Here is a 14,572-nt window from a genome sequence, read left to right as displayed (position 1 = left end):
TCCGATAGGGATTGGGGGCCGATGCTACCGGTTTGTTCCCGCCTCAGCCCAGTTGCCAACCCATTTCCTCGCCACCGCGCAGCGGCTTGAGCTGCGCGGCCTCGCCGAAGGGCACGGCTTCGGGCAGGGTCCAGCGCTTGCGCTGCAGCGTCACCTGCGCAGTGTTGCGTGGCAGGCTGTAGAAGTCGGGGCCATTGAAGCTGGCAAAGGCTTCGAGCTTGTCGAGCGCGCCGACCGAATCGAAGGCCTCGGCATAGAGCTCCAGGGCCGACAGCGCAGTGAAGCAGCCGGCACCGCAGACCGAGTTCTCCTTCATCACTGAGGCATGCGGCGCGCTGTCCGTGCCGAGGAAGAACTTGGGCGAGCCCGAGGTGGCTGCCTTCAGGAGTTCGAGCCGGTGCGTCTCGCGCTTCAACACCGGCAGGCAGTAGTAGTGAGGCCGCAGGCCGCCCATGAAGATGGCATTGCGGTTGTAAAGCAGGTGCTGCGGCGTGAGCGTGGCCGCCGTGTATTGGTCTGCCGCTGCCACATACTGCGCCGCTTCGGCCGTGGTGATGTGTTCGAACACCACCTTCAGCTCGGGCATGTCGGCGCGCAGCGGGCGCATCACCTGGTCGATGAAGACAGCCTCGCGGTCGAACACGTCAACGGCCGGGTCGGTCACCTCCCCGTGCACCAGCAGCAGCAAACCCTCGCGCTGCATGGCTTCCAGCGTCCGGTAGGTCTTGCGTATGTCGGTCACGCCGGCATCGCTGTTGGTCGTGGCGCCGGCCGGGTAGAGCTTCAAGGCCACGACGCCTGCATCCTTCGCACGCCGGATTTCGTCCGGCGTGGTCACGTCGGTGAGGTAGAGCGTCATCAAGGGCTCGAAATCGACGCCCTCGGGCACCGCAGCGAGGATGCGTTCCCGGTAGGCCTGGGCCTGTGCCGCGGTGGTGATCGGCGGGCGCAGGTTCGGCATCGCGATCGCACGGGCGAACTGGCGGGCGGTATAGGGAACGACGCTTTGCAGGGCCGCGCCATCGCGCAGATGCACATGCCAATCGTCGGGGCGTGTCAGGGTGAGGCTGTCTTGCATGTGCACATTGTCCCAAAACCCGTGATGGACCTGAGTACGCCCTGCGCGATGAGGGCTAGCATGCAATGAACAACCCCAGGAGTCCTGCAGCATGCGCCTGTTCCCGACCGCCGCCCGCGCCCCTCTTGCCCTGGCCTTTGCCTTGAGCGCCTGCGGAACCACCGAGCCCACCCATCCTCCGACCAAGGAGATGGTCCATGCGGTGACCGTCAACAACCAGTTGATCCATTTCAACGCCGGCCAGCCGCAGAAGATCCTCAGCCGCAAGCCGCTCTCCGGCCTGCTCGCGCAGGACCGGCTGCTGGGCATCGACTACCGTGTAGCCCGCGGCCAGCTCTACGGCCTCGGCGCGAGTGGGCAGCTCTATCGCATCGATACCGCCACGGGCATGGCCGCGACGATCGGATCGCAGGCAGTGCTGACTGGCGAAGGCCGCGAGTACGGCTTCGACTTCAACCCGACGGTGGACCGCATCCGCGTGATCAGCGACACCGGCCTGAACCTGCGCATGCATCCTGACACTGGCGCCATGGTCGACAGCGATCCCGGCCGGCCGGGCCTGCAGCTCGACGGCATGCTGGCCTTCGACGCCAAGGACGCGAACGCCGGCAAGAAGCCGGCCGTGGTGGCCGCCGGCTACACCTACAACAAGACAGACGAGAAGCAGACCACCAACTATGTGATCGAGCGCAGCCAGGGCATCCTGGCCCACATGGGCACGAAGGAAGGTGTGACGCCCGTTGTCTCGCCCAACACCGGCAAGCTCTATACCGTGGGCTCGCTGGGCCTGCCGCCGTTCGACCGCGCCACGCTCGATATCTCGGACATCTCCAACACCGCCTATGCAGCGATCACGCCTGCGGCCGACGCCTCGGGGCGCGCGAGCAGCCGCTGGTACCGCATCGACCTGAAAACGGGCAAGGCACAGCTGATGGGCAGCATCGGCGAGAACGAGCTGGTCGTCGGTACTGCCATCGAACCCTGAATCCGTGCAGTTCGTCGCTCAGCCTGCTTGACCCGGGCCGCGATCAACGATGATCGCGGCCATAGTTTTCTTTGGAGGGAGTTCGAGATGGAAGCCACCGTCGCCACACAACACAACCAGATGGTCTATTGCCACGCCTGTGGCAAGCAGATGCATGTCAGCGCCACGGCCTGCCCCAACTGCGGCGCTGTGCCCAGCGGCCCCCGCGGCAATACCACGCGCCGCATCCTGCCGGCGGTGCTGCTGCTGATCTTCGTGGGCTGGCTGGGCGCTCACCGCTTCTATGTCGGCAAGGTGGGCACAGCCATCCTGTTCATCATCACCCTGGGCGGCCTGGGCCTCTGGTACCTGATCGACCTGATCATGCTGCTCGTCGGCTCGTTCACCGACAAAGAAGGCAATCAGCTCACACTCTGGACTTGAAATTTGTGCCGCCTTGCGGCGGCACAAATTCATCCGTGCAGGATCTTCGAGAGGAATTCCTGCGTGCGCGGCGCGCGGCGGTCGGGATGGCCGAAGAATTCTTCCTTGGCGCAGTCTTCGACGATGCGCCCGCCGTCCATGAAGATCACGCGGTGGCTGACCTTGCGGGCAAAGCCCATCTCGTGCGTGACACACATCATGGTCATGCCGTCCTGGGCCAGCTGAACCATCACGTCCAGCACCTCGCCCACCATTTCCGGGTCGAGTGCCGAGGTAGGCTCGTCAAACAGCATCACCACCGGGTCCATCGACAGGGCACGCGCAATCGCCACGCGCTGCTGCTGGCCGCCTGAGAGTTGGCCAGGGAACTTGTCCTTGTGAGCGCTCAAGCCCACGCGGTCCAGCATCTTGAGGCCGCGCTCCTTGGCTTCATCGGCGCCGCGGCCCAGCACCTTGATCTGCGCCAGCGTCAGGTTCTCAGTCACCGAGAGATGCGGGAACAGCTCGAAATGCTGGAACACCATGCCCACGCGCGAACGCAGCTTGGGCAGATTGGTCTTGGGGTCGGTGATGGTCACACCGTCCACGATGATCTCGCCTTGTTGCACCGGCTCCAGCGCATTGACGGTCTTGATCAGCGTGGACTTGCCCGAGCCCGAAGGGCCACAGACGACGACGACCTCGCCCTTGGCGATCGAGGTGGTGCAGTCGGTCAGCACCTGGAAGGCGCCGTACCACTTGGAGACGTTTCGAATATCAATCACATTCACTCCTAACAGGCCGTGCCGGCCGAGCGCCGGGCCGCCCCAAGCCGGCCGGTCCCCCTCGGGGGGCGGTCGCTGTACTCAGCGACCGGGGGCTCACATTTCTAGCGGATGATTGCAATGCGTTTCTGGAGGCGGCGCACCGCTGCGGACAAGCCGAAGCAGATCACGAAATACACGACGGCGGCGAGCAGATAGCCCTCGATGGGTCGGCCCAGGTTCTGGCCCGCAAGCTGGAAGCCCTTGAGCAGGTCGTAGGCACCGATGGCATAGACCAGCGAAGTGTCCTGCAGCATCACGATGATCTGCGTCATCAGCACCGGCAGCATATTTCGCAAGGCCTGTGGCAGCACGATCAGTTGCATCGTCTGCGCATAGCTCATGCCCATGGCCAGGCCCGCAGCCTGCTGGCCGCTGGGTACGCTCAGGATGCCAGCGCGCATGATCTCGGCAAAGTAGGCCGCCTCGAACAGCGTGAAGGTGATCAGCGCCGAGGTCTCCTTGCCGATGGTCTGGCCGGTCAGCACCGGGATCAAGAGGTAGAACCACAGGATCACCATCACCAGCGGTACCGAGCGCAGCGTGTCCACATAGGCCGCCGACACCATGCTCAGCACGCGGCTGCTGGACAGTCGCATCAGGGCCAGCACCGTGCCCAGCATCACGCCCAGCACGGCAGAGATGGCAGTCAGGCGCAGCGTGAACCACAGGCCTTGCAGGATGAAGTCACGCACAAAATCTGCCGTGACGAAGCTGAAGTCCAGGCTGTTCATCGCTTGGCTCCCAGCGTGCCGGGCACGCGCAGCCAGCGTTCAAGCAGGGTCGCGCAGCGCGCCACCACAAAGGCCGAGACAAAGTAGCCGCCCGTCACGGCCAGGTAGACCTCGATGCCGCGCGAGGTTTCCTCCTGAGCCTGCATGGCGAACTGGGTCAGCTCGGAGATCGACACGGCAAAGGCCACCGAGGAGTTCTTGACGATGTTCATCGACTCGCTGGTGAGCGGCGGTATGACGATGCGGAACGCCATCGGCAGCAGCACGTAGCGGTAGGTCTGCGAGAGGCTCATGCCCAGCGCCAGGCCGGCATTGCGCTGGCCGCTCGGCAGGCTTTCGATGCCGGCCTTGACCTGCTCGGCCACGCGCGCCGAGGTGAAGAATCCCAGGCCCATCACGACCAGCCAGAAAGGCGGCAAGGCCGCCATCGGCGGGATCAGCACCGGGACGACGAAGTACCAGAGAAAGATCTGCACCAGCAACGGCACATTGCGGAACAGCTCGGTCCAGGCTTCGCCGGCATATCGCCAGCCTCTACCGGGCAGCGTGCGCATGATGCCTATCACCGTGCCCACCACCAGCGCCACCAGAAGGCCCGCGGCCGAGACGGCCAGCGTCCATTTCCAGGCGCCCAGGAACATGTCCAGGTAGGTCACTGCGCCGCCGCTGCCCAGGCAGCCGGCGACCACGGTTTGTTCGAGGTTGTCCTTGCAGAAGACCTGCCAGTCCCAGCCCATCGCTAGCTTCCCTTCTCCATCAAATGCGAGAGGCCGCCGTTGGCGGCCTCGAAGCGGCGCTTGCGGCGCCGGGCCTGAGCCTTACTTCTTGTAGCTCTCGGCCGGATTGTCGTTCGGCGTGGCCCAGGCGGCTTTCGTCACGGCGCTTGGCGTGACGCCGTACTTGGCCAGCATCTTCTCGATCTCGCCGCTCTTCATCAGCGCCTTCAGGCTGTCGTCCACGGCCTTCTTGAAGGCCGGGTCGTCCTTGCGGAACATGATGGCGATGGGCTCCACGGCGAGCACTTCGCCCACGATCTTGAAATCGGCCGGTTTCTTGGCCCGGGCGATATTGCCGGCCAGGATGTAGTCGTCCATCACGAAGGCATCGGCGCGGCCGGATTCCAGCAGCAGGAAGCTGTCGGCGTGGTCCTTGCCGACGACTTCCTTGAAGTCCAGATTGCTGGCTCGCTCCTGGCGGCGCAGCGTCTGTACCGAGGTGGTGCCGGTGGTGGTGACGACGCTGCGGCCGTTCAGCTGGGCGATGGAGTTGATGCCCGACGAGGCCTTGACGGCCATGCGGACTTCGGTGACGTAGGTCGTCACGGCAAAGGCCACGTCCTTGGCGCGCTGCGTGTTGTTGGTGGTCGAGCCGCACTCGATGTCGATATTGCCGCCCTGCATCAGGGGCACGCGGTTCTGCGAGGTCACCGCCTGGTAGTTGATGTCGAGCTTGGGCAGGGCGAGCTGCTTCTTGATATCGGCCAGCACGTGGCGGCAGAGATCGACATGGAAGCCTTCGTACTTGTTTTCACCGGTGGTGATGGACAGCGCACCCGAGGATTCGCGCACGCCCATGTTGACGACGCCGCTGGCCTTGATCTTCTTCAGCGTGTCTTCGGCCTGCGCGCCCAGGGCCAAGGTCAACAGCGACAGGGCCAGGAGGGTCTTGTTCATCAGCTTCTTGCTCGACATGGATTGAGTGCTCCGTCTATGGGAGAAAGGGTGTTGATCGATGGAGATATCAGGCCGCCACGACCACGCTGCCGGTCAGGAAATCCCACAGCGCGAGCGCTGCCGGCTTGGTCCGGCGAGCCACCTCCGGCCGCTCACGGTAGATGCGCAGCTCCATGCTCAGCTCGTACTGGCCGGCCTGGGCTGCCTGCACCAGGCGGCCCGACTTGATTTCCTTCGCAACCGAGCTGGCAGGCAGGAAGGCCAGGCCGTGGCCCTCCAGCGCCATGGCCTTCAGGCCTTCGGCCATATCGGTCTCGTAGATGGCATCCAGGTTCAGCGGCTCGGGCGAGGCCTTGGCGATCAGCTCCACGAGGCGGCCGAGATAGGCGCCCGAGGCATAGCTGAGGAAGGGAATCTTGTGCCCGGGGTGGCCGGGCAGGCGGAACATCGGCTGGCCGTTGGCATCGGCCTTGGCGTAGGCGGCCAGGGTTTCATGGCCCAGCGAGGCCATCTGGTAGCGCTCGGGATCGAGCTGCAGGGGCTGGCTGGCGTGGTGATAAACGATCAAGAGGTCGCAATTGCCTTCGCTGAGCTGCAGCATCGCGTCATGCACGTTCAGCGCATTCAAGCGGCTCTTGATCGCACCAAAGCGCTGGCGCAGGTCCATCAGCCAGTGCGGGAAGAAGCTGAACGCGAGCGAGTGCGGCACCGCGAACTCCAGCATGTCCTGCCCAGCCGACTGGTGGCTGCGCAGCATGTTGCGGGTGGCCTGCAGGTTGCCGAGGATCTCGACCGCCTGAGCGAGCAGGGTCTCGCCGGCACCGGTCAGGCGGGTCGGGTAAGAGGAGCGATCCACCAGGTCCACGCCCGCCCAGGCCTCCAGCGCCTGGATGCGCCGCGAGAAGGCAGGCTGCGTCACATGGCGCAGCTGGGCCGAGCGCGAAAAGCTCCGCGTCTCGGCAAGACTGACGAAATCCTCAAGCCATTTGGTTTCCACCGGGTCAGTGTAGCCGGCCCCACATTCGGGGCATTCCCCCCCGCAGATGGAGGGGGGCGGAGCCGCCGATTCCCCCCTAGCTTCAGTACAGTCAGCTTACGACCGGATACATGCAGTCCACCGGACCAACAACAAACCCTTGGAGCTAACCATGCGGCTCAAAAAAATTCTGGCTTGCTGTTCGCTGATGGCGGTGGCGCTGAGCGCAAGTGCCAGCGTTGAGTTGACCTTCGAGGATCGGGGGGTCGTTACTGGCGCCGTCGGCAACCCCTACGCAGGCATCACCTTCAGTGGCAGCCCCTTCACCCGTGGCTCGACGCTTGCAGGCGGTACCGGCAATTTCGTTGGCCAGGTAGACGCCAGCCACCTCACGAACAACGTGGCCATGTTCGTGAATGATCCGGCCATTGGCACTGGCTTCAGCTCTTCGCTGACGATCAATGTGGCTGCGGGCTTCAGCACCCTGTTCCAGATGCTTTACACCACGTACGACAGCTGGCCCGGCACCAATGTGCAAATCTTCAGCGAGGCGGATGGCAAGGGCACCTTGCTGGGCTCCACCGGCCCCTTCCCCCTGGTGGACCAGGCCGGCTGCACAGCCCCCCTGGCGTGCAACTGGGGCCTGCTGGACATCGACCTCGACGACAACGTCGCGCATTCGGTCGTGATCACCTCGCCGGACAATGTCTTCTACTTCGACAACATCGTGTTCGGTGACCTGCCCTCCGGCACCACCGATCCCGGCACCGTACCCGAGCCCACCGGTGCCGCGCTGGCCCTGACCGCCCTGGGCGCCCTGGCATTCACACGCCGCCGCCGCAGCTGATCGGCCTCCGCGCCTGATCATGCAAAGCCCGCCTCCGGCGGGCTTTTTGTTTACTGATCGGCGCTGCCGCCGCCCTGCTGCTGCAGCCGCCACATCTGGGCATAGCGTCCTTGCAGCGCCAGCAGCGCCGCATGGTTGCCGCGCTCGATGATGCGGCCGCCCTCCAGCACCAGGATCTCGTGCGCATCGACGACGGTGGAGAGCCGGTGTGCCACCACCAGCACCGTCTTGTTCTGAGCCGCCGCCTCGAGCTCGGCCTGGATCGCACGCTCGTTGCGCGAGTCAAGCGCCGACGTGGCCTCGTCGAAGATGAGGATGGGCGGGTTCTTCAGGAGCGTGCGCGCAATCGCCACCCGCTGCTTCTCACCGCCGGAAAGCTTCAGCCCGCGCTCGCCCACCGCGGTGTCGTAGCCCTTGGGCAGGCTCAGGATGAAGTCATGGATGTGCGCAGCCCGCGCAGCCGCCTCGACTTCCTCACGGCTGGCGCCGGGCCGGCCATAGGCGATGTTGTAGGCGATGGTGTCATTGAACAGCACCGTGTCTTGCGGCACGATGCCGATGGCCTGACGCAGCGAAGCCTGGGTCACGGCGGAAATCTCCTGGCCATCGATGGTGATGCGACCGGCACCGACGTCATAGAAGCGATACAGCAGGCGCGCCAGCGTGCTCTTGCCCGAGCCACTCGGGCCCACCACCGCCACCTTCTTGCCGGCCGGAATCTGGAACGACACGTCATGCAGGATGGTCCGCGCGGGCTCGTAGGCGAAGTCCACCTGCTCGAAGCGAACCGCAACATCGCGCAGCTGCAGGGGCTGGGCGTCGGGCTTGTCAGCCACCTCGCGCTCGCGCTCCAGCAGCACGAACATCTTCTCAAGGTCGGCCAGCCCCTGCTTGATCTCGCGATAGATCACGCCGAGGAAGTTCAAGGGGATGTAGAGCTGGATCATGAAGGCGTTGATCATCACCAGGTCACCCAGGCTCAGCCGACCTTGCACCACGCCCTCGGTCGCACGCCACAGCATCAGCACCAGCGCCGTGGCGATGATCAATTGCTGGCCGGTGTTGAGCATGGACAGCGTGCTCTGCGATTTCAGCTGCGCGCGGCGCAGCTTCTCCAGGCTCTCGTCATAGCGGCGGGCCTCGAAGTCCTCGTTGTTGAAGTACTTGACCGTCTCGTAGTTCAGCAGTGAATCGATGGCCCGGCTGTGCGCCACCGAGTCGAGCTCGTTCATGGTCTTGCGGAACTTCGTGCGCCACTCCGTCACCGTCACCGTGAAGGCGATGTAGAGCACCAACGCCGCCACCGTGATGCCGGCGAACCACAAGTCGAACTGCGTGGACAGGAGGCCCAGCACCAGCGCCACCTCGACCAGCGTCGGGAAGATGCTGTAGAGCGAATACGAGATCAGCGAATGCACTGCCCGCGTGCCGCGCTCGATGTCGCGCGTCATGCCACCGGTCTGGCGCTCGAGGTGGAAGCGCAGGCTCAGGTCATGCAGATGGCGGAACACCTGCAGCGAGATGCTGCGCGACGTGCCTTCGGTGGCCTTGGCAAAGATCAGCTCGCGCAGTTCGGTGAACAGCGAGGTCGACAGGCGCAGGCCGCCGTAGGCCAGCAGCAAGCCCAGCGGCAGCACGAGCATAGCCTCGGTCGAGCCAGGCTTGATCGAGAGGCTGTCGATCAGCTGCTTCAACAGCAGCGGCACCCCCACGTTGGCAAGCTTGGCCGCCACCATGAAGCTCAGGGCCAGGCCGACTCGCCAGCGGTATTGCCACAGATAGGGCAGGAGCTTGCCAATGGTAGACCAGTCGGATTTCGGGGCCGTGGCTGGGGCGGCGGTGCCGACACCGGGAACTGCTTGTGATCGCTGCATGAAAGCGATTGTCGGTCCGACACGGTAAACCTACCGATACCGCTCCTGCATGGCCCTGCCAATAATCGCGCCCGTCCTAGCATTACAGGGAGGAAAACATGGACATGCCCCAACTCGCCCGTGCATTGGCACTTGCATTCGCGGCGGCAATGCCGCTCGCGTCAACAGCCGCGGACGCACCGGTTCCGGTAGCGGCGTTCTTTGAACCGCTCGATCTGTCTGGCGCACAGCTGTCGCCATCGGGCCGCTGGCTGGCCGCCATCGGCGCCAAGGCCGGCGAGCGCAAGAAGCTGATCATGCTGGATACGCAGAACCCGTCTGCGCCCCAGATCATTGCGCTGTTCGACACGGTGGACGTGATCGACGTTGAATGGATGACCGACGACACGCTGGTCTTCGAGACGCAAGACATCGAAGACGCCGACAGCCTGCGCAAGCAGCCGAGCATGTTCAGCATCCGTCGTGATGGCAAGGAGCAGCGGCTCCTGATCCGCCGCGAACGGGACCGCGACTTCTCCGCCCGTGGCGCCAAGCCCCTCGAGCCCAACTTCGGCCTGCTCTCCTACGGCGCTGAAGGCAGCGGCGAAATCATCGTCGGTGAATACAAGTACACCAGCATCGACCACGGATACGTCACGCCTTACTACTACAACGTCACCACGCGCGCCAAGCGCCTGGTGATGACGGACAGCCCGCCGCACAAGGAAGTCGGCCGCTGGTGGTTCGATCCGCAGGGCCGCCCCCGACTGGCCAGCGCCACCGAGGCCGGAAAGGTCATCTACTACTACCGCGCTGCGCAAGGCGGCGACTGGCGCGAGATCGGCCGCTTCCCCTTCCTGAACCAGGAGTTCACGCCGGCCTTCTTCGATGGCGAGGACCGCTTCTTCGTCTACAAGCTCGACAGCCAAGGCAACTACACGCAGCTGCACCAGTTCGATTTCGCAACGGGCGCGCCCAAGGCCGAGCCGCAGTTCACCACCCCTGGCTACGACACGCGCGTGACGCGCCTGAAAGACCGCGGCGTCGACAAGACGGTCGGCTACCGCGTACGGCTCGATGACAGCGAGACGCTGTGGATCAACCCGGCCATGAAGGCCTTCCAGCAGCAGGTCGACAAGCTGCTGCCCGGCCGCGTCAACCTGCTCAGCTGCCGCGGCTGCGACACCACCGAAACGGTGCTGGTCCTCTCCTATTCGGACCGTCATCCCGGCGAATACCTGATCTACAGCGGCAAGACCAAGTCCTGGCAGCGCCTGGGCAACCTCAAGGCCGGCATCGACGAGCGCCGCATGGGGCAGACCGACCTGCTGCGCATCAAGGCCCGCGATGGCCTGGAATTCCCGATCTGGGTCACGCGCCCGGCGGGCAGCAAGCCTGACACCGCGCTGCCCACCGTCGTGCTGGTTCACGGAGGGCCCTGGGCCCGCGGCCGCAGCTGGGGCTTCAAGGACGACGCCCAGTTCCTGGCCTCGCGTGGCTATCTGGTGATCGAGCCCGAGTTCCGCGGCAGCAGCGGCTTCGGCGACAAGCTGATGCGGGCCGGCTACAAGCAGTGGGGCATGGCCATGCAGGATGACCTGGCCGACGCCTTGAAGTTCGCGGTCAGCAAAGGCTGGGCCGACCCCAAGCGTGCTTGCATCGCCGGCGCCAGCTACGGCGGCTATGCGGCGCTGATGGGCGTGGCCAAGCAAGGCGATCTGTTCCGCTGCGCCGTGTCCTGGGTCGGCGTGACCGACCCGCGCCTGATGTTCGACGTGCACTGGTCCGACATCGACCGCGACAGCAAGAAGTATTCGATGCCGGAAACCATCGGCGACCCGGTCGCGGACGAGAAGATGCTGGCCGCCAACGCCCCCATCATGCTCGCCAGGCAGATCAAGGCACCGGTGCTGCTGGCCTACGGCTATCACGACCGCCGCGTGCCCATCGTCCATGGCGAGAAGATGCGCGACGCTCTCATCGCTGCCGGCAACAAGCCGGAGTGGATCGTCTACGAAGACGAGGGCCACGGCTGGGCACGGCCGAAGAACAGCGTCGACTTCTGGACCAAGGTCGAGACCTTTCTCGACAAGAACCTGAAGCAGTGACGGAGAATGGCGGGCATGACTCAGCCCGCCATTCCTCCCCTCCCCCACGACATCGGCGGCACCGGCTCGCAGCGCGAGCTGGTGTTGCGCGTCATGCCCATGCCGGCCGACGCCAATCACAACGGCGACGTGTTCGGTGGCTGGATCATGGCCCAGGTCGACATCGCTGGATCGGTACTGCCGGCCCGCATCTCGCGCGGCCGTGTCGCAACCGTGGCGGTGAACGAGTTCGTGTTCAAGCAGCCGGTGTCCATCGGCGACCTGCTGTCCTTCTATGCCTCCATCGTGCGCGTTGGCCGCACCTCGATCACCGTCCACGTCGAGGTGATCGCCGAGCGCAACCCGGCCAACCCGCAGGTGGTCAAGGTCACCGAGGCCAACCTGACCTTCGTGGCCATTGATCGCGAAGGCAAGCCGCGCGTCATCGAACAGCATGCCTGATCTGCTGGTGTTGGGCGGCGGAGCCCTGGGCTCGGCCGTCGCCGCCAAGCTGAGTGGGTACAAGGGCTGGCGGGTGCGGGTGCTGGAGCGCGACCCGAGCTATGCGCAGGCCTCGTCGGCCCTGTCTGCAGCCTCGATACGCCAGCAGTTTTCCAGCCCCTTGAACATTGCGCTGTCGCAGTACGGACTGGAATACCTGCGCGGCATGGGCGCTGAGGCCCAGTTCAATGAGCGCGGCTACCTCTACCTGACCGCTGAGCCGGAGCGGCTGCGCGAACTGCATACATTGCAGGCCCGCTGCGGCGCAGACATCGAACTGCTGAGTCCCGACGCATTGAAGCAGCGCTGGCCCTGGCTGGCGACGCAAGACCTGGCCCTCGGCGCCTTTGGCCGCAGCGGCGAAGGCTGGTTCGACGGCTGCGCCTTGCTGATGGCCCTGCGCCGGCAAGCCTTGGCGGCGGGCGCCGAGTACCTTCGTGGCGAAGCGCTGGAACTGCTGCGCGATACGAGGGGCTGCATCGGCGGCGTGCGCACTGACGTCGGCATCGAACAGGCCGATCTCTATCTGCTGGCCTGCGGCGCCTGGTCCGGCAGGCTGGCGGCAACGGCTGGCCTGCACGTGCCGGTCGAGGCCAAGCGGCGCAGCGTGTATGTCTTTCGCAGCCCGGAGCATGCGCCGCGCAGTCCGCTGGTCATCGACCCGTCCGGCCTCTGGTTCAGGCCCGAGGGCGATGGGCAATTCATCTGCGGCGGCGAGCCGCTGGATAGCCGCTCCGACCTGCCCCTGGACCCCGAAGCGAATCTTTTTGAAGAGCGGCTCTGGCCGGCATTGGCCGAACGGGTGCCGGGCTTCGAATCACTTCGCCTGGAGCGCGCCTGGGCCGGCTACTACGAGATGAATGCGTTCGACGCAAACGGCCTCGTCGGTCCGATGCGCGAATGCCCGAACCTGCACCTGGCTTGTGGCTTCTCAGGCCATGGCTTGCAACATGCGCCAGGTGTCGGTCGGGGCCTCGCCGAGCTGATCTGCGATGGCAGCTATCAAAGCCTCGACCTGAGCCCGCTATCGCCCGACCGAATTGCCGCCGACAAGCCTTACCGCGAACTCAATGTGATCTGAGCAGCGATGCGCTCGGCCAGCGCGTCGGCCCAGAGCTTGTAGCCGGCCGGGTTCGGATGGAACCCATCGGGCGCCATCAGGGCGGCAGCGCCGCCGGGCTGATGCAGATTCGCCGGCGCGGCCTGTACGCCACGGTCCTTGCTGTCAGCCAGGTCACGAACCAGGGCGCGATTCAAGCGCATCGCTTGCGCGCCCAGCAGCCAGCGCAGCGGCTGGGGCAGCAGAGGGAAGGCATGCATCGGCGGCACAGCACTGTGCAGGCTGTAGCGGACGCCAAGGCGCGCCACGGCCAACTGATGCAGCTCGGCCAACTGGCGGGTCCACAGACTCGCACTCACCTGCCCCACGGCGTCGTTGACACCCAAGGCCGTGACCATCACATCGGCCGGCTCCAGCGAACTCGCATCGCGCAACTGCCGGAGGCTGTCCGCCGTGCGGTTGCCCGTGCGGGCCAGCAGTTGCCAATGCACGCTGCCGCCCAATCGCTCGGCGAGCGCGGCCGATAGGCGCCCCGCCAAAGCCTCGCTCTGCGTGGCTGCGCCGACGCCTGCGCCTGACGAATCACCAACGATCAACAACCGCAGCTTCAGCCCGCCGCTGCCGGCAACACCGGCGCTCGGGCCCGCGGCTTCAGGCAGCTGCAAGGCCGTGCGGCGCACTCGCGCGCCTTGCCACAGGAGCAGCGGCGCGAGCGCGACCTTGGCGAGCACCAGCATCAGCGTGCGGCCCGCATCGTCCTCATTCGAACTTGGAGAAGTCCGGTGCGCGCTTCTGGAAAAAGGCCTGGAAGGCCTCGGTCGCTTCGGGGCTGCGCAGGCGGGCGCTGAAGATCTCGGCTTCCTTCTCGACCGTGGCCCAGACCTGCTCGGCCGTGCCGGCACGCATCAGGCGCTTGCTCTCGCGCACAGCGCTCGGTGCCAGGTTGTTGAAGCGCTCGGCCACGCGGCGTGCATGGGCCACCACTTCGGCTGCCGGCAGCACGGCGTTGGCAATGCCGCATTCCACCGCCTGCTCGCCGGTGAACGGGTCGCCCAGCAAGAGCTTCTCGGCGGCGCGGCGATTGCCCATCAGGCTTGGCACCACCAGGCTGGAGGCAAATTCGGGCACCAGGCCCAGGCTGACGAAGGGCATGGCCAGTCGCGAGTCATCGGCCACATAGACGAAGTCGCAATGCAGCAGCAGCGTCGTGCCGATGCCGATGGCAGCACCGTTCACGGCGGCGACCACTGGCTTTTCGCAGCCAAGCAAGGCACGCATGAACTGGAAGACCGGCGCGTCCGTGTCGCGCGGCGGGCTGCCCATGAAGTCTTCGATGTCATTGCCCGAGGTGAAGATCGAGGGCTGGCCCTGGATCAGCACGGCGCGCACGGCCTTGTCGCTGTTGACGGCAACCAGCGCGTCGGCCATGGCCTGATACATCGCCCGGGTCAGCGCGTTCTTCTTCTCGGGGCGGGCGATCTCAATGGTGGCCACGCCGTTGACGGTAGCGGTCTTGATGCTCATCTTGTCTCCTGATTCGATAGGCAGATTG

Annotated in this window: 15 protein-coding genes; 6 read left to right on the top strand and 9 right to left on the bottom strand. The window is 65.3% G+C overall.

Going from position 1 to position 14,572, the window contains the following annotated elements:
• Nucleotides 1–43: 43 nt before the first annotated feature.
• Complete coding sequence (gene pyrC, locus ABT392_RS01535) at nt 44–1,078, bottom strand: dihydroorotase (RefSeq protein ID WP_395384293.1); 1,035 nt, start codon at nt 1,076–1,078, stop codon at nt 44–46.
• A 91-nt stretch (nt 1,079–1,169) separates the two neighbouring features.
• Between pyrC and ABT392_RS01530 the strand changes: the two genes are divergently transcribed.
• Nucleotides 1,170–2,063, top strand: a complete 894-nt coding sequence (locus ABT392_RS01530; protein WP_395384294.1) for a DUF4394 domain-containing protein — start codon at nt 1,170–1,172, stop codon at nt 2,061–2,063.
• Nucleotides 2,064–2,150: 87 nt separating this feature from the next.
• Nucleotides 2,151–2,486, top strand: a complete 336-nt coding sequence (locus ABT392_RS01525; RefSeq protein WP_334279023.1) for a TM2 domain-containing protein — start codon at nt 2,151–2,153, stop codon at nt 2,484–2,486.
• Between the two features lie 29 nt (nt 2,487–2,515).
• On the opposite strand, the gene ABT392_RS01520 is transcribed toward ABT392_RS01525, so the two are convergent.
• The 5 genes from ABT392_RS01520 to ABT392_RS01500 form a co-directional block, all read right to left on the bottom strand.
• A complete protein-coding gene (locus ABT392_RS01520; protein ID WP_334279024.1) occupies nt 2,516–3,250 on the bottom strand; it encodes an amino acid ABC transporter ATP-binding protein in 735 nt (244 codons plus the stop codon).
• Between the two features lie 104 nt (nt 3,251–3,354).
• Nucleotides 3,355–4,023: an amino acid ABC transporter permease gene (locus ABT392_RS01515; RefSeq protein WP_334279026.1), complete on the bottom strand. Its 669-nt coding sequence runs from the start codon at nt 4,021–4,023 to the stop codon at nt 3,355–3,357.
• On the bottom strand, nt 4,020–4,760 hold the full coding sequence (locus tag ABT392_RS01510) for an amino acid ABC transporter permease (protein ID WP_395384295.1): 741 nt from the start codon (nt 4,758–4,760) through the stop codon (nt 4,020–4,022). Before ABT392_RS01510 ends, ABT392_RS01515 begins: the two co-directional genes overlap by 4 nt.
• A gap of 81 nt (nt 4,761–4,841) precedes the next feature.
• Nucleotides 4,842–5,696: an amino acid ABC transporter substrate-binding protein gene (locus tag ABT392_RS01505; RefSeq protein WP_395386789.1), complete on the bottom strand. Its 855-nt coding sequence runs from the start codon at nt 5,694–5,696 to the stop codon at nt 4,842–4,844.
• A gap of 67 nt (nt 5,697–5,763) precedes the next feature.
• Nucleotides 5,764–6,693, bottom strand: coding sequence for a LysR substrate-binding domain-containing protein (locus ABT392_RS01500; protein WP_334279028.1), 930 nt, complete (start codon nt 6,691–6,693; stop codon nt 5,764–5,766).
• A 151-nt stretch (nt 6,694–6,844) separates the two neighbouring features.
• On the opposite strand from ABT392_RS01500, the gene ABT392_RS01495 reads away from it, so the two are divergent.
• A complete protein-coding gene (locus ABT392_RS01495; RefSeq protein ID WP_334279029.1) occupies nt 6,845–7,519 on the top strand; it encodes a hypothetical protein in 675 nt (224 codons plus the stop codon).
• Nucleotides 7,520–7,569: 50 nt separating this feature from the next.
• Here ABT392_RS01495 and ABT392_RS01490 read toward each other — a convergent pair whose 3' ends face one another.
• Nucleotides 7,570–9,393 carry an ABCB family ABC transporter ATP-binding protein/permease gene (locus ABT392_RS01490; RefSeq protein WP_395384298.1) on the bottom strand — a complete coding sequence of 608 codons (1,824 nt, stop codon included), beginning with the start codon at nt 9,391–9,393 and terminating at the stop codon, nt 7,570–7,572.
• A 98-nt stretch (nt 9,394–9,491) separates the two neighbouring features.
• Here ABT392_RS01490 and ABT392_RS01485 point away from each other — a divergent pair, with 98 nt between their 5' ends.
• The 3 genes from ABT392_RS01485 to ABT392_RS01475 are packed head-to-tail and all read left to right on the top strand — an operon-like array spanning nt 9,492 to nt 13,041.
• The gene (locus ABT392_RS01485) at nt 9,492–11,480 is read left to right on the top strand and encodes an alpha/beta hydrolase family protein (RefSeq protein WP_395384299.1); all 1,989 of its coding nucleotides are present in this window, start codon (nt 9,492–9,494) and stop codon (nt 11,478–11,480) included.
• A 15-nt stretch (nt 11,481–11,495) separates the two neighbouring features.
• Nucleotides 11,496–11,921, top strand: coding sequence for an acyl-CoA thioesterase (locus ABT392_RS01480; RefSeq protein WP_334279032.1), 426 nt, complete (start codon nt 11,496–11,498; stop codon nt 11,919–11,921).
• The gene (locus ABT392_RS01475) at nt 11,914–13,041 is read left to right on the top strand and encodes an NAD(P)/FAD-dependent oxidoreductase (RefSeq protein ID WP_395384300.1); all 1,128 of its coding nucleotides are present in this window, start codon (nt 11,914–11,916) and stop codon (nt 13,039–13,041) included. Before ABT392_RS01480 ends, ABT392_RS01475 begins: the two co-directional genes overlap by 8 nt.
• Here ABT392_RS01475 and ABT392_RS01470 read toward each other — a convergent pair.
• Together ABT392_RS01470 and ABT392_RS01465 are read right to left on the bottom strand one after the other, a co-directional pair.
• Nucleotides 13,017–13,757 (bottom strand): SGNH/GDSL hydrolase family protein, encoded by a 741-nt coding sequence (locus ABT392_RS01470; protein WP_334279034.1) that lies wholly within the window; start codon nt 13,755–13,757, stop codon nt 13,017–13,019. The two genes, ABT392_RS01475 and ABT392_RS01470, sit on opposite strands and share 25 nt — an antisense overlap.
• A gap of 22 nt (nt 13,758–13,779) precedes the next feature.
• The gene (locus ABT392_RS01465) at nt 13,780–14,544 is read right to left on the bottom strand and encodes an enoyl-CoA hydratase (protein ID WP_334279035.1); all 765 of its coding nucleotides are present in this window, start codon (nt 14,542–14,544) and stop codon (nt 13,780–13,782) included.
• Between the last annotated feature and the right edge of the window lie 28 nt (nt 14,545–14,572).

The organism is Paucibacter sp. JuS9 (genome assembly GCF_044043925.2).
Classification (GTDB): domain Bacteria; phylum Pseudomonadota; class Gammaproteobacteria; order Burkholderiales; family Burkholderiaceae_C; genus JAUASW01.
The sequence above is the reverse complement of the archived record's forward strand: the minus strand, read 5'-3'. Positions and strand labels throughout refer to the sequence as shown.

What these genes read in the sequence shown, in the direction of transcription:
- ABT392_RS01475 (WP_395384300.1), top strand. Translation starts at nt 11,914, where the DNA reads ATGCCTGATCTGCTGGTGTTGGGCGGCGGAGCCCTGGGCTCGGCCGTC.
- ABT392_RS01515 (WP_334279026.1), bottom strand. Translation starts at nt 4,023, where the DNA reads ATGAACAGCCTGGACTTCAGCTTCGTCACGGCAGATTTTGTGCGTGAC.
- ABT392_RS01485 (WP_395384299.1), top strand. Translation starts at nt 9,492, where the DNA reads ATGGACATGCCCCAACTCGCCCGTGCATTGGCACTTGCATTCGCGGCG.
- ABT392_RS01525 (WP_334279023.1), top strand. Translation starts at nt 2,151, where the DNA reads ATGGAAGCCACCGTCGCCACACAACACAACCAGATGGTCTATTGCCAC.
- ABT392_RS01490 (WP_395384298.1), bottom strand. Translation starts at nt 9,393, where the DNA reads ATGCAGCGATCACAAGCAGTTCCCGGTGTCGGCACCGCCGCCCCAGCC.
- ABT392_RS01530 (WP_395384294.1), top strand. Translation starts at nt 1,170, where the DNA reads ATGCGCCTGTTCCCGACCGCCGCCCGCGCCCCTCTTGCCCTGGCCTTT.
- pyrC (WP_395384293.1), bottom strand. Translation starts at nt 1,078, where the DNA reads ATGCAAGACAGCCTCACCCTGACACGCCCCGACGATTGGCATGTGCAT.
- ABT392_RS01465 (WP_334279035.1), bottom strand. Translation starts at nt 14,544, where the DNA reads ATGAGCATCAAGACCGCTACCGTCAACGGCGTGGCCACCATTGAGATC.
- ABT392_RS01495 (WP_334279029.1), top strand. Translation starts at nt 6,845, where the DNA reads ATGCGGCTCAAAAAAATTCTGGCTTGCTGTTCGCTGATGGCGGTGGCG.
- ABT392_RS01480 (WP_334279032.1), top strand. Translation starts at nt 11,496, where the DNA reads ATGACTCAGCCCGCCATTCCTCCCCTCCCCCACGACATCGGCGGCACC.
- ABT392_RS01510 (WP_395384295.1), bottom strand. Translation starts at nt 4,760, where the DNA reads ATGGGCTGGGACTGGCAGGTCTTCTGCAAGGACAACCTCGAACAAACC.
- ABT392_RS01470 (WP_334279034.1), bottom strand. Translation starts at nt 13,757, where the DNA reads ATGCTGGTGCTCGCCAAGGTCGCGCTCGCGCCGCTGCTCCTGTGGCAA.
- ABT392_RS01505 (WP_395386789.1), bottom strand. Translation starts at nt 5,696, where the DNA reads ATGAACAAGACCCTCCTGGCCCTGTCGCTGTTGACCTTGGCCCTGGGC.